Origin of the sequence: Blautia sp. NSJ-175, assembly GCF_022867815.1 — a bacterium.
Lineage (GTDB): Bacteria > Bacillota > Clostridia > Lachnospirales > Lachnospiraceae > Blautia > Blautia celeris.
Genome location: NZ_JALIFQ010000004.1, coordinates 110,013 through 123,049 on the forward strand (window position 1 = coordinate 110,013; position 13,037 = coordinate 123,049).

Consider the following 13,037-nt stretch of genomic DNA (forward strand, 5'->3'; position numbering starts at 1 on the left):
TGATCATTCTGAAGCAAAAACAGAAGGGAGGACATGGGGTGGAAAACAAAAGAGAAAAGCAGTCAGACGCTGAACTTCTGGAATACATATTTATGAAATACAGAAACGGCATGTATGCCGTGGCCTTCTCTATCCTGCACGACCAATACCAGGCGGAGGACGCCGTGGGGGATGCCTATGAAAAGTTCATACCATATTTGGGAAAATGCAGGGAAATGGAGGAACGGAAGATAAAGACCCTGCTGACAAGGTTTGTAAAAAATGCAGCCATAGACATATACAGGAAGAACAGACGGGAACAGGGCAATATATCTGTGGAGGAGCAGGAGTGGCTGACAGATGCGTACAGGCCCATAGAATCCTATATGAAAAGCCTGCAGTACAGGGAGTTGATACGGGAGATCAGGAAAATCCTGCCCGCACAGTATTGGGAAGTGGTGTGTATGAGGTATTTTGAAGGAATGCCCGTTCATGAAATAGCGCTGCGCCTGAATCTGAGTGAGGAAAACGTCTATTCCAGGCTGCGCCGCGCGAAGGAAAAGGTGAGAAAGGCATTGGGAGGTGAAATGGATGAAGGATGACCGGAAGAAAAAAACAGACCGGGATGACAGCGTGGAATCCGTATTATATCTGCTGGGACAGGCATGGGAGATGGAGCATATGGAAGAAAACAGTGGGGAGCACAAATTTTCCGATACATTTGAAGCACGACAAAGGGAATTGCTGGACAGAGTAAACAAGGGAAACTACACAGCAGGAAAGAACGGGGGGAGAAAACATATGGGTAAGAAAAAGCTGATCCTATTAGCTGCGGCAGTCGTAATGCTGGCAGGACTGGCTCTCACAGCCAGCGCATCTGATTTTTTCGGACTGAAAAGTATTCTGGTGGATGATGAGATACATCCTGTGGCGGAAAAAGAATATGTCTATGAAAATGCAGAGGGCGAAGAACAGACAGGCAAAGAAAAAGAAGCTGTAAATATGGCAGCCCATGCCCTTGCCGGGAGCAATGAATATAAAGCAGCGCAGGAGTGGAGCAGCTATTTCCTGGAAAACATGAATTCAGAAGAAGAATTACAGGCCATAGCGGAGGTCAGCAAAAACGGACTGCCGCAGGAACTGGAAAAATACAGTGCATACAATGCACTCAGTCAAAGAACAGCCGATAAGATTGATGAGATAACCGGAAAATATAATCTGAAGCTGTTAAGCGAGCCGGAGACGATAGAAGGATATGACGAGATTATAAGTAAAGTTGGCATCAATGACTTTTTGCTGGATAAAGAACATTTCATCTGGGATTATGCAAGAACATTTCCGGAAGGAAACTTTAACGGAGACATTATAGTGAAATTGGAAGAGGACCAGCCAGACTATCGGTATGTAGGGGGCATGTCTGTAAACAGAAACGGAGTATTTGGAGATCTTGTTCTGAATATGGGGGAATTGTCCGATTATGAGGAATGGGAGTATACCAACAGCAATGGGGATGATGTGGAGCTTATGATCAACAATATAACAAAACACAGTTATATTTTTTATAACGGAACACAAAATTTTGTGCTGGTCAATATGTCGGATGTCTGGGAGAAAAATGTTGATATGGACACAGAAGGAAATTATATCAACACCCTTACAAACGAACCCGCCGAAGGACCTGTATCCTTGTCAAAAGAACAGCTTCAAAGTCTGGCGGATATGATCAATTTTTCAGTATTCTAGTCTAACATATCAGGCAGTTTCAAAAGCCCTTCCGGTCATACCCGGGAGGGCTTAATTTCCGCTTATCCGGTAAAAAATAGACAGGTACACTTTCGTATGGTATAGTGTTATTATATGATTTTACACGGAAATCCGATTTACTTAATGGAGGGAATATGAAAAAGAAATATCTGTTGATCAGTGCAGCGGTCTGTCTGCTGGGACCGGTACTTTTAAAAGTAAATCCATACTTTCCCCACGTACCGGAATATATGATGGTTCTTCTGACAGGACTCATGATCGGGGCAGCGGTATTGTTTTTCCTGAAAAGCGGCGGCGGGATACTTTCAAAAATTTTAGTGACAGTTTACACTGTGCTGTTTGCCGTCGTTACGATTCAGGGTGTGTACTGCAATCCGTACTGGAACACTTATATGAACACAGAGATGGAATACGTGGATATCCTGGGACAGACACTCAGTTACAGGGAAGCCGAAAAAGATATAGACTATCTTATGCATTATCTGAAAAAAGACCATCCCATGTTCATAGACGGGGTCCCGGAAGATGTGCAGCAGGCCTGTGAAAAGGCAGTGCAGGAACTGAAAGATGAGGAAACGATCACGGGAATCATGCTGTACCGGAAAGTACAGAATATCGTTTCCGTATTGGGTGACGCGCATACTTCAGGCGGCGTAACACAGAAAATGAGGCACTACCTGAAGGATATGCATCAAAAAGAGAAAGATGGATATCAGATAACTGCGGTAAACGGCATTGGGCTGAAGGAATTATTCAGAGAAAAAGAAGACCTGTACTGTTATGAAACAGAAAGCAGGGCATTAAGCCGTATGGCCACGGACCTTATCACGTTGGAAGGTCTGGAATTTCTGGATATAGATCCGGACCAAGTGCGTTATACCTTCCGGAATGATACAGGCGAAGAGAAGGAAGCGGTATACGGAACGGCAGATTTTATCCCATACGAGGAATACGAGGCGGCTGATGTTTCAGATCAGGGCGCAGATGGAAAACCTTTTGTCTCCTATCGTATTGATGTCCCCGGAAGTCTTGCCATCCTCACCTTAAATGAATGCAAGAACAGCGAGGAATACAGAACATGCCTTCAGGAAATGTTTACGGAGGTAAAAGCTGAAAATATCCGAAATGTGGCGGTGGACTTAAGGGAAAACGGCGGAGGAAATTCCATGGTGGCAAATGAGTTCATCCGCTATCTCGATGTTGACACATATAAGACTGGAACGCATAGCTGGAGACGGGGGCCGTTTACCGTCGGCGGAGGAGACGGTGTCTGCCAAAATAACATACACAGCGACCTGGTATTTGACGGAGAGGTATTTGTACTTACATCTGCGGATACGTTCAGCTCTGCCATGCTGTTTTCAGAATTTATAAAAGACAATCATCTGGGCAGGATCATAGGCCAGCCGCCCGGAAATGCCCCCTCCGGTTATGGGGAGATCGCCATTTTCCAGCTGCCGAATTCAAAACTCTATGTCCAGATCTCAACAAAGAAGTTCATGAGAGCGGATGAGAAGACAGAAGATAAACTGGTGACCCCGGATATTCTGTGCGATGCTGACAAGGCATTGGAAACTCTCTATGGGGAAATAGGAGTTCCTTTCGGATGATGACACACAGTTGTCATGTTTCCTGTTGTAGAATACGGGTATCTTAACAGCAGAAAGGAAAAGAAAGATGATAGAGTCAAGATGCGGATTACTGTGTAAGGAATGCAGGTTTTATTTGAAACAGGAGTGCAGCGGATGCACTGCCATTGAAAACCCGTTTTGGGGCGCCTGTCCCGTCAAGGGATGTGCAGAGGGGAAAAAACTGGAGCACTGTGGCGCATGCGGAGAATTTTCCTGCGGACTGCTGAAGAGTTTTTCCTATGCAGAGGAGGAAGGAGACAACGGGCAGCGTATCGAACAGTGCAGAATATGGAGTAAAACATGAAAAATATAAGGAGTTATGAAGATTTTACGCAGGTTCTGCTGGAAGCCGGTTTTTCCATGGGCGGCGGCAGTTCAGAGGGGATTTATTCCATCATAAACTGGGAGTGGGACAAGGAACCGCCCTATGAGACGCCGGTCAGATGGCACACAGGAGACCGGGAGACAGATCCATGGGAGTGGCGCATGCGGGTCCTGGATGAGAGAGATGACATAGCCTATGCAAAGTGTTTTTTCAAAAAAAGCGGATACATCACGAGACAATGGTATCCCTGTTTTTTCGCCTGCCGCAGAGGAGGCATGGATTTTATGGATATGTATCTGGAAGGCAGGATCAGCAATGAGGCAAAACGCATTTATTCCTGCATAGAAGAACAAGGTGTGATGCCGCTTCATGAACTGAAGAAGTCAGCCGGGTTTGGAAAAGAAGACAAATCACGGTTTGACCGGGCGCTGGTGGAGCTTCAGATGAATTTCTTCCTGACGATCTGTGGGAAAAGACATAAGCTCAGCGCGGAAGGAAAGCCTTACGGCTGGGATTCCACTGCTTTTTGCAGAACGGAGGACTTCTGGGACAGCGAGGTCTTAAAACTGGCGACATCCGTTGATGTTAAAGAAGCGGAGGAGAGAATCAGGGAACAGGTTCTGAAACTGAACCCTCTTGCTGTGGATAAAAACATACATAAATTTATTTACGGCAGGGCAGGGAGAGTGCGCTAAGAAAGAGGCGAAAGGAGATATATAAAAGGACGGGCAGGCATATCCGCATATGCTGCCCGCCTTTTATTTTCCCCGGTCATTGCCGTCAGGGTGATAATTATATAGCATTTTCCCCATAGCAGTGATAAAATGAAACTATATTAAAATTACGAATATTGGGAAAGAATCATTGAGGATTGGTAATGCTGGAAGATTGTAAATATAGAGAACTCCTGGAGGAGAACAGAAAGTTAAGGGAAAGTGTCATCCATCTCAGAGAATATGACCCGGTCACAAATCTGTACAACAGGGAAGCTTTCTGTGCGTCAGCCGAAAGGACTATACGGCAGACTCCTCAGACACGTTTTGAGATCATCTGTATAGACATTGAGCGGTTTAAACTGATAAATGAATTATACGGCAGAGAGCAGGGCGACCTGCTTTTAAAGTACGTGGCAGAACAGTTAAAATGCCTGGTCCGTGAGGAAACACATATTGCGGGGAATCTGAGGGATGATGTCTTTGCACTCTGTATTCCCGCATACGAGGAAGAGGTCACGGTGGAGCGGATACTTCGGATCTTCAGCGATAAGCCCCTGAACTCCCAGGCGGTTCCCGCGGTTGGCGTCTATCGGATGGACGCAGAGGAGCCGGCAGCGGGGAGTATGTGCGACAGGGCCCTGATGGCTTTGAATTCTATCAAAGGAAATGACCACCATGTGGCTGTGTACCGGGAGGGAATGCGGGAAAATCTGCTGAGAGAGCAGGAGATCACAAACAGCATGGCAGCCGGGATACAAAACAAGGAATTTAAAATCTATATGCAGCCAAAATGCAATATGGAGACCGGAAAAGTGGTGGGAGCAGAAGTTCTGGTGCGCTGGCAGCACCCGGAAAAAGGTCTGCTGCTGCCAGGTGAGTTTGTACCATTGTTTGAGAAAAACCATTTCATAGAAAAGCTGGACCTGTATGTCTGGGAGGCGACAGCAGCCTGGGTCCGCCGGTGGCTTGACCGGGGCAGAGCGTGTGTGCCGGTATCGGTCAATCTGTCGCGCATGGACATTTTTAATATGGATGTGTGTTCCGTGCTGACAGACTTGATGGAGCGGTATCAGATTCCCACAGGTTTGATCGAACTGGAAATCACGGAGAGCGTATACGCAGGTCAGCCGGAGCGGATCATAAAGGAGACGGAGCGGCTGAAAAAAAGCGGATTCACGATTTTAATGGACGATTTCGGAAATGGCTATTCTTCCCTGAATATGCTGAGCAGCACCAATATCGACATTTTGAAAATGGACATGCGTTTTATGGAAGGGGAGGGGCTGAAAAGTCTGGGAATCCTGGATGCCATCTTACATATGAGCAAGTGGCTGAATCTTCCGGTGATCGCCGAGGGCGTCAACAGGGAACAGCATGTGAAAACACTGCGCAGTGTGGGCTGTGTCTACGGACAGGGCTTTTACTATTACCGTCCCATGAACACGGAAGAATTTGAACATCTGCTTCTGACACCGGGCAAAGTGGATTTTGCCGACGGAGGCAGAAAGAAGGTGGGAAGCGGTCATTTTCTGGATTTGACTGACTTGTTCCACAAGGACACCCTGACAGACCGGCTTCTTGGCAATATCACAGGTGCTGTGGCTCAGTACAGCTATGACGGGACCAGGCTCTGCGTCCTGAGGGCCAACGGGGAGTATTACCGGCTGATGGATGAATACTGGATGAATAAGAGCGGCCATGTGGATGTGATGCGGGACATTCTGCCTGAGGACAGGGAGAAAATGACAGATGCGCTTTCCAGGGCAAAAGAGAGCAAAGAGAAGGAAGGCGCTGAGGTATTTGTGAGAAAGAGAAGAGGAAATACGGTTCTATGGCTCCGAATCCGCTTTTTCTGCCTGACTTCCCAATACGGAAACGATATCTTTTATGCGGCTCTCTCCGATGAGACAGTCCGTATGAACAGCATTGAGAGCCTCCGCATCAGTGAGGAACGTTTCCGTCTGGCTATGGAGGCCACCAACACGGTGATCTTTGAACTGGATACGGAGACGCGGACTGCATATTATTCGGAATATGCGCAGAAAGCCTTCGGCCTGGACGCCACGGTTGCCAATGCCCCGGAGGGATTTATTGAACAGGGCACCGTGTGTGAGGGATATGAGGAGACTTTTCGCGAAATATACCGCGCCATTTACCGGGGGGAGGACAAGGCATCCTGTGTAGTCAGGGCAAAAATGGGGGATGGAAGTACGGTACTCAACCGCATTACACTCACTGCGATCAGGGATAAGGAAGGCAGTACGGTGAAGGCGGTGGGAATGGTGGAAAACGTATCCTGCAGTGAGGTGGAAGATGAAGAAAAATAATACGGCACCCGGCTCTTTTAAGAGAATATACAGGGTAGATTTACAGGTTTTCCTTATGACTGCCATCATTGTGGTCATCTCATGCGGGCTTACCTTTGGAGTGAGCTACCGTCTCTCCTATAACGGCATGATACGGGCACTCAGTGTCAGGGCCAACAGTATCTATGAGTATGCGGACGGCAGACTGGATGTGGAGACATTTAAGAGGCTGAACAGCAGGGCTGACGGTACGTCTTATCTTTATCAGGAAGCCAAAAAGACGCTGGAAAATGTGAGAACAGCTACAGGTGTCAGATATCTCTATACAGCAAAGGAAAAGGAGGACGGTACCTTTATCTATCTGGTGGATGGGCTGCCGGTCACGAATAGAGATTTCCGCTGCATAGGGGATATGATTGAAAAAGAATGTATTCCGGATATGAAAAAGGCCATGGCGGGTCAGGTTGTACTTCCAAAAGATATTAACCATACAAGATGGGGAAATGTCTTCATCGCCTATTTTCCCATGCATGAAAAAGATGAAGTAGTAGGTGTGCTGGGAATAGAATTCGATGCCTCCGGACAGTATCATACCTTCAGTAATATGAAACTGGCGGCACCTGCCATCATCTGCATTTTCTGCATCATCGCAGCCATTATCGCTGTAGTTCTGTTCCGCAGAATTTCCAATCCTGCCTATAAGGACATGGCCAATACGGACCTGCTCACAGGCCTGAAAAACAGGAATGCCTTTGAAGTGGATATGCATAACCTGGAGACCATGAAGGTAAAAAGCGGTTTTGCCTTTGTCTCTGTGGATCTGGATGGATTAAAGCATATAAATGATACCTTTGGCCATACAGCAGGGGATGCATATATCCAGGCAGGCTGCAGAATACTCAAATCCTGTCTTCCGAAACAGGCCACGCTGTACCGGACAGGAGGAGATGAATTTACAGTCATTCTCCACCAAGTCCCCCGTGACCGCATTTTGGAAATGATAGAAAAATCCTGCAGGAGAAGACGCGTGGACGGCCTGCCCGCGGACGCGGAGATTCAGATGTCAGCAGGATATGCCTATTATGACGATAAGACGGATACCTCCCTGGAAGATACTTATAAAAGGGCGGATGCGCAGATGTATGTACAGAAAAAGGAAAAGCATGGGGAGACGGAGCGGCAGATATGACGAAGATATTGATCGTGGAGGATGACCGGGAACTGCAGGAGGGGCTGGTATTTGCCCTGGAAGGAGAAGGGTACAGCACCAGGGCTGTCTCAGGAAAAGAGGAGGCAGTGCGCGCTGCGGCTTTGGACAATTATTCTCTCATGATTTTAGACTGTAATCTTCCTGACGGCACAGGGTATGAGGTGTGCAGGGAAGTGAGAAAATTTTCCGGCATGTCCATTCTTATGCTGACAGCCCGGGATACCGAACTGGATGAGGTGAAAGCCCTGCAGATGGGAGCGGATGATTATATGTCAAAGCCCTTTTCCCTGGCAGTTTTGAAAGCAAGAATGGGAAATCTGCTGAGAAGGGGAAAAGTGCAGGATATTTTGTGTTCCAATGGGATAACCCTTGACAGGGTATCCTGCAGGGCATACCGGCAGGATAAGGAGATTCCATGCAGCTCAGTAGAATTCCGACTGCTGCAGTATTTTATGGAAAACAGGGGGCAGGTTTTGTCAAAAGAACAGATTCTGGAGCGGCTGTGGGATAATCAGGGAAAATTCGTGGATGACAATACAGTGTCCGTGAATATCCGCAGACTCCGCATGAAAATTGAGGAGGACCCTTCCAGCCCTCGTTTGATCAGGACAGTGCACGGTCTGGGATATATTTGGAGGGAGGACTAATGACGGGAATACTAGCGGTATTTTGTGCGGTTATGGGAGGTCTTGCAGTCCTTTACAGAAAAAAGTACAAAAATCTGTATCAGACCATAGATACCATGCTTGAGGAGGTGCTGAGTGAAAGAAAAATCACACAGTCTGCCCTCCGGGAAGGGGAAAAGTCTGCGCTGGCAGGCAAGATGCTGCGGCTGCAGGAAAAACTGGATTTGGAAATCAGCCATGCCCAAATGGAGAAGGAGCAGGTGAAAAGCCTGATCTCCAATATGTCCCACCAATTGAAAACACCCCTTGCCAATGTGGTTATGTACGAAGAAATCCTGGAAGCAGGGGTTGAGGAGGCAGAAACACAAAGAGAATTTCAAAGGCGGCTGAAGGAGCAGACAAGGAAACTGGACTGGATTCTTCAGTCCCTTTTTAAAATGGTGAAGCTGGAACAGGGAGTGCTCTCTTTTGAGGCGGAGAATCTGGGCATCAAGGATACCATCCGAAATGCGGTCTCCGGCGTATACGAGAAGGCTGAGAAAAAGGGGATGGAGATTTGTACGGAATCCTTTGAGGACAGATACCTCTATCACAACCGCCCCTGGACAGCGGAGGCCATTGAGAATATCCTGGAAAATGCAGTGAAATATTCGCCTGAGAACAGTAAGATAAGAATTACCCTGGAAGGATTTGAAATGTATACAAGGATAGGGATACAGGACCAGGGGATGGGAATACCGAAAAAGGAGCAGAGCAGGATCTTCCACCGTTTTTACAGGGGGAAGAATGCGGAAAACTTTGAAGGATCCGGTATTGGGCTGTATCTGACACGCCTGATCCTGGAGATGGAGAAGGGATATATCACTGTGGAATCAGCGCCGGGAAAGGGAAGCACGTTTTTCCTTTACTTACAGAACTGTAAGAACTGAATGTCTTTTTGTAGCATTTCCGTAAGAGGCGGGAGTTATGATAATGCCAATAAGACATAACAGGGAGGACAGGGACAATGAAGATATTGGAACTGAAGCATGTATCCAAAGTTTACGGCGCAGGGGAAAATGCAGTGGAGGCACTGAGAGATGTGAGCCTGACAGTGGAAGCGGGAGAGTTTACTGCCCTTGTGGGAACTTCAGGGTCGGGGAAAACCACGCTTCTGAACATGATAGGAGGCCTTGATGTTCCTACAGAAGGGGAGGTCATCATCAGAAACCACAACATTGCCAGTCTGAAACGCAGAGAGCTGACTATTTTCAGACGGCGCAATCTGGGATTTGTTTTCCAGAACTACAGCCTGATGCCCGTACTTAATGTATATGACAATGTGGCGCTTCCGGTGAGCTTTGATAAGGGGAAGCATATAGATCATGACTATATCAAAAGACTGCTTCAGGATCTGGGGCTGTGGGATAAGCGGAGAAAATACCCGGAAGAACTCTCCGGGGGCCAGCAGCAGAGAACAGCAATAGCAAGGGCGCTGGCAAACAAACCGGCTGTGATCCTGGCGGATGAACCCACAGGCAACCTGGATTCCAGAACAACAGCAGACGTCATGGGAGTCCTGCGGGAGAGCAGCCGGAAATATAACCAGACCATATTGATGGTCACGCACAACGAAATTCTGGCCCAGTCCTGCCAGCGCCTCATACATATGGAGGACGGACAGATTGTGGGGGAAGAATTTGAGGAAACGCCGGCAGGGAGATGGGATGGTGAGACCGTATGAGGAATATTATCAGGCTGTCCCTGCATTATATCCGTCATTATAAAAAGCAGGCTGTGACTATTTTATTCAGCATCATACTGTCCATGGCGCTTGTTACTGGCATCAGCTCTTTATTGTACAGCAAAGAGCAGAGCAGCCTGGAAAAGGCCAGGGAACAGTATGGGAGCTGGCATTTCCTTCTGCCCATGACCCCGGAAGCAGAACCGCTTGTCAAAAATCCCCGCGGCAGGGGATATGAGGTGGAGAAAAGCGGCATGGCAGTGGTCAAAGATATGATCTCTGACCCTTATGCCATCCGGTTTGTTTATGCGGACACAGGGTATCTGGAACTCCGAAATCGGACCGTGGAGGAGGGGAATTATCCGGAATCTTCTGATGAGATTGCCATGAGCCGGTATGCGCTCAATAATATAAGGGCAGAAGTGCATATAGGGGAATCAATCCATTTGGGAGGAAGAGAATATACACTGAGCGGCATTTTAACAGAGCAGTGGGCATCAGAACAGGATGGAAACGCCATAGAGGCTTTCGTGTGCAGAGATTTTCCGTCTGAATCATCAGAGGAATATTTGTATTTGGAATTTGATGAAAACAGGGATGTGGTCTCACAGATGAAAGCATGTATGAAAGCGTATCATCTGAAAGAGGCACAGATTAAAAACAACAGTGAGGTGGTCCGATATCTGACGAATGGTGATATCAGGGTGATACCACACATTATCAGAACAGGTCTTCTGCTCCCGGAAGGGAAATTCACTTATATTCTGGCGAATTTATATCAGGAGTTTCATTTGGAGATTCACGGGACTATCTTCCTTCTGGGTATATTCAGTATTTTCATTATCTACAGTATTTTTAATGTGTCTGTGACAAAGCGGATCTCCCAGTACGGCATATTAAGGACACTGGGAATTGGAGACGGGGGTATTGCAGGCCTTGTGGTCACAGAGCTTTGGAGTTTATTTTTCATTGGGTATCCTCTGGGATGTCTGCTGGGAAATGGAGCGGCGTGGTTTCTATACGGAAAATACGGGCGGCTGTTCACAGAAGCGGATGCCGCTGTGGGCGGCTTTGTGATCCACTGGAAGGCTATTGCGGATATTGCGGTTTATGTGCTGGTTTTGATGGTGTTTTCTGCTTTTTTGATACTACGGCGGATCAGGAAACTGACCATTATCCAGATGATGAAAAAAGAGAGCAGGAAAAGAAAAAAGCGTTCTGTGATCTACAGTCTGCACACATCCGGCCTTACAGGAGTTCTGACTAAGAAATTTATGTTTTCCAGAAAAGGGGCGTTTGCCGGGATACTGGTCTCGCTTTCCCTTGGAGGAATCATCTTCCTTGGGACAACATATGTTGTGCGGAATACGAAAATAAACAATGAGCTGACTATGAAATCAGATGACGGCCTGGCATCGGATTATCGGATTTATGAGGAATCGTCCAGACTTGATGATGTGATTCCTGAATCTGCGGCCGCTTTAATAAAAGAAATAGGCGGGCTGTCAAATGTCTTTCCGGTCAGCTACATGCTGGGGGAAATTCCGCTTGAGGAAGACCGGCTTAAATGGAAAACTATTTATGCGGAACTGGACTATGAAGATGAGAGTCACAGACCTGACCCTGTTGTCATAGAGCGTTATAACGGGGAGGCAGTGCAGGAGGCAGACGGCAGTTACAAAATAAAAACCAATGTTTACGGCTATGACGATGGGATGCTCTCAGGGCTGAACGAGTACATATTGGACGGCGCCATTTCGCCAAAAGAGATGAAAGAGAAAAATACCGTGGCTGTGCAGATGCTCATGGACGGACAGGGAAACTACAATGGGATGGATCTCCATGTGGGCGGTACAGTCCGGGTGAAGGTGCCTGTCTCCCAGGATGTTCCGGATGAAGTGCTGAGATTTCAGGAGGGCGGGGAATGGTATCAGGAGAAAGAATTTACGATTTCTGCGCTGGTCAGCCGTTCCATGGGAAAAAACCAATATTTCATCGGAGACAGTGATGGGGCAAATCTGGGGATCATCATGAGTAATGAGCAGATGCAGCAAAATTTTGGAGTACAGGGTTATACCAGTATCAGTGCGGATAAGAAAGAAGGGGCAGACGGGGAAGCGGTGAAAAAAGAGATTCTCCGATGTACATCCGGCATACCCAGATGCCTTCTGCAGGATTATACCACGGCAATTGACAGACAGAATCGATTCCTGGAGCAGAAAATGGTTTTCTTTTACGGCATTGCAGTCATACTTCTGCTTATCAGCCTGTTTCACATCATGAACAGTATCAGCTATCTGGTTATATCACGAAGACGTGAATTTGGAATCCTGAGAGCCATGGGGATAACGGACAGCGGATTTATGAAAATGATGGTCAGGGAAGGGGGTCGCTACGGCATCTATGCCAATCTTTTTATGCTTCTTATGTATGTGGCTGTGAGAAAAATACTGCTGTATTTTATGGTCCATATCAATCTGTTTCTCAGTCCTCACGAAGAGGTTCCGTTTTCTGTTCTGGCAGTTGTCCTGGCAGTCAATTTACTGGTGAGCCTGACAGCAGTGATCCTGCCGGCGAGAACCATCGTGCTTGGAAATGTGATTGAGGAAATCGGAGAACAGTAAAGACCTATCAACCGTGAGGGAGGAACGGAGCTGCTGCAAAGACAGAGAAATAATCTGTCGGAGCAGCAGCTCCGTTCTTATTTTGACGGTTTTGACCATAATATGCGTAGGTATCTATTGCATGCTTATACAA

At 47.2% G+C, this 13,037-nt stretch carries 11 protein-coding genes; all 11 read left to right on the forward strand.

Annotation, left to right across the window (positions count from 1 at the left end):
* Positions 1-38 precede the first annotated feature (38 nt).
* Positions 39-581 (forward strand): RNA polymerase sigma factor, encoded by a 543-nt coding sequence (locus MUB35_RS07980; RefSeq protein WP_244806021.1) that lies wholly within the window; start codon positions 39-41, stop codon positions 579-581.
* Positions 571-1,722, forward strand: a complete 1,152-nt coding sequence (locus tag MUB35_RS07985; RefSeq protein WP_244806022.1) for a hypothetical protein — start codon at positions 571-573, stop codon at positions 1,720-1,722. The genes MUB35_RS07980 and MUB35_RS07985 overlap by 11 nt, the downstream gene beginning before the upstream one ends.
* 155 nt (positions 1,723-1,877) lie before the next feature.
* Positions 1,878-3,353, forward strand: a complete 1,476-nt coding sequence (locus tag MUB35_RS07990) for a S41 family peptidase (RefSeq protein ID WP_244806023.1) — start codon at positions 1,878-1,880, stop codon at positions 3,351-3,353.
* Between the two features lie 67 nt (positions 3,354-3,420).
* Complete coding sequence (locus MUB35_RS07995) at positions 3,421-3,678, forward strand: DUF3795 domain-containing protein (protein WP_033143594.1); 258 nt, start codon at positions 3,421-3,423, stop codon at positions 3,676-3,678.
* A complete protein-coding gene (locus MUB35_RS08000) occupies positions 3,675-4,394 on the forward strand; it encodes an AlkZ-related protein (protein WP_033143593.1) in 720 nt (239 codons plus the stop codon). Before MUB35_RS07995 ends, MUB35_RS08000 begins: the two co-directional genes overlap by 4 nt.
* 182 nt (positions 4,395-4,576) lie before the next feature.
* Positions 4,577-6,742 (forward strand): EAL domain-containing protein, encoded by a 2,166-nt coding sequence (locus MUB35_RS08005; protein WP_244806024.1) that lies wholly within the window; start codon positions 4,577-4,579, stop codon positions 6,740-6,742.
* Entirely contained in the window at positions 6,729-7,910 is a 1,182-nt protein-coding gene (locus tag MUB35_RS08010) for a GGDEF domain-containing protein (RefSeq protein ID WP_244806025.1), read from the forward strand. The genes MUB35_RS08005 and MUB35_RS08010 overlap by 14 nt, the downstream gene beginning before the upstream one ends.
* Positions 7,907-8,578 carry a response regulator transcription factor gene (locus MUB35_RS08015; protein WP_227245375.1) on the forward strand — a complete coding sequence of 224 codons (672 nt, stop codon included), beginning with the start codon at positions 7,907-7,909 and terminating at the stop codon, positions 8,576-8,578. The genes MUB35_RS08010 and MUB35_RS08015 overlap by 4 nt, the downstream gene beginning before the upstream one ends.
* On the forward strand, positions 8,578-9,486 hold the full coding sequence (locus MUB35_RS08020) for a sensor histidine kinase (RefSeq protein ID WP_103731031.1): 909 nt from the start codon (positions 8,578-8,580) through the stop codon (positions 9,484-9,486). The genes MUB35_RS08015 and MUB35_RS08020 overlap by 1 nt, the downstream gene beginning before the upstream one ends.
* Before the next feature lie 77 nt (positions 9,487-9,563).
* Positions 9,564-10,280 (forward strand): ABC transporter ATP-binding protein, encoded by a 717-nt coding sequence (locus MUB35_RS08025; RefSeq protein WP_227210287.1) that lies wholly within the window; start codon positions 9,564-9,566, stop codon positions 10,278-10,280.
* Entirely contained in the window at positions 10,277-12,904 is a 2,628-nt protein-coding gene (locus tag MUB35_RS08030) for an FtsX-like permease family protein (RefSeq protein WP_244806026.1), read from the forward strand. The genes MUB35_RS08025 and MUB35_RS08030 overlap by 4 nt, the downstream gene beginning before the upstream one ends.
* Positions 12,905-13,037 lie beyond the last annotated feature (133 nt).

Excerpts from the sequence above, each read along its gene's own strand:
- MUB35_RS07985 (WP_244806022.1), top strand. The coding sequence starts at position 571 with ATGAAGGATGACCGGAAGAAAAAAACAGACCGGGATGACAGCGTGGAA.
- MUB35_RS07990 (WP_244806023.1), top strand. The coding sequence starts at position 1,878 with ATGAAAAAGAAATATCTGTTGATCAGTGCAGCGGTCTGTCTGCTGGGA.
- MUB35_RS07995 (WP_033143594.1), top strand. The coding sequence starts at position 3,421 with ATGATAGAGTCAAGATGCGGATTACTGTGTAAGGAATGCAGGTTTTAT.
- MUB35_RS08000 (WP_033143593.1), top strand. The coding sequence starts at position 3,675 with ATGAAAAATATAAGGAGTTATGAAGATTTTACGCAGGTTCTGCTGGAA.
- MUB35_RS08005 (WP_244806024.1), top strand. The coding sequence starts at position 4,577 with ATGCTGGAAGATTGTAAATATAGAGAACTCCTGGAGGAGAACAGAAAG.
- MUB35_RS08010 (WP_244806025.1), top strand. The coding sequence starts at position 6,729 with ATGAAGAAAAATAATACGGCACCCGGCTCTTTTAAGAGAATATACAGG.
- MUB35_RS08015 (WP_227245375.1), top strand. The coding sequence starts at position 7,907 with ATGACGAAGATATTGATCGTGGAGGATGACCGGGAACTGCAGGAGGGG.
- MUB35_RS08020 (WP_103731031.1), top strand. The coding sequence starts at position 8,578 with ATGACGGGAATACTAGCGGTATTTTGTGCGGTTATGGGAGGTCTTGCA.
- MUB35_RS08025 (WP_227210287.1), top strand. The coding sequence starts at position 9,564 with ATGAAGATATTGGAACTGAAGCATGTATCCAAAGTTTACGGCGCAGGG.
- MUB35_RS08030 (WP_244806026.1), top strand. The coding sequence starts at position 10,277 with ATGAGGAATATTATCAGGCTGTCCCTGCATTATATCCGTCATTATAAA.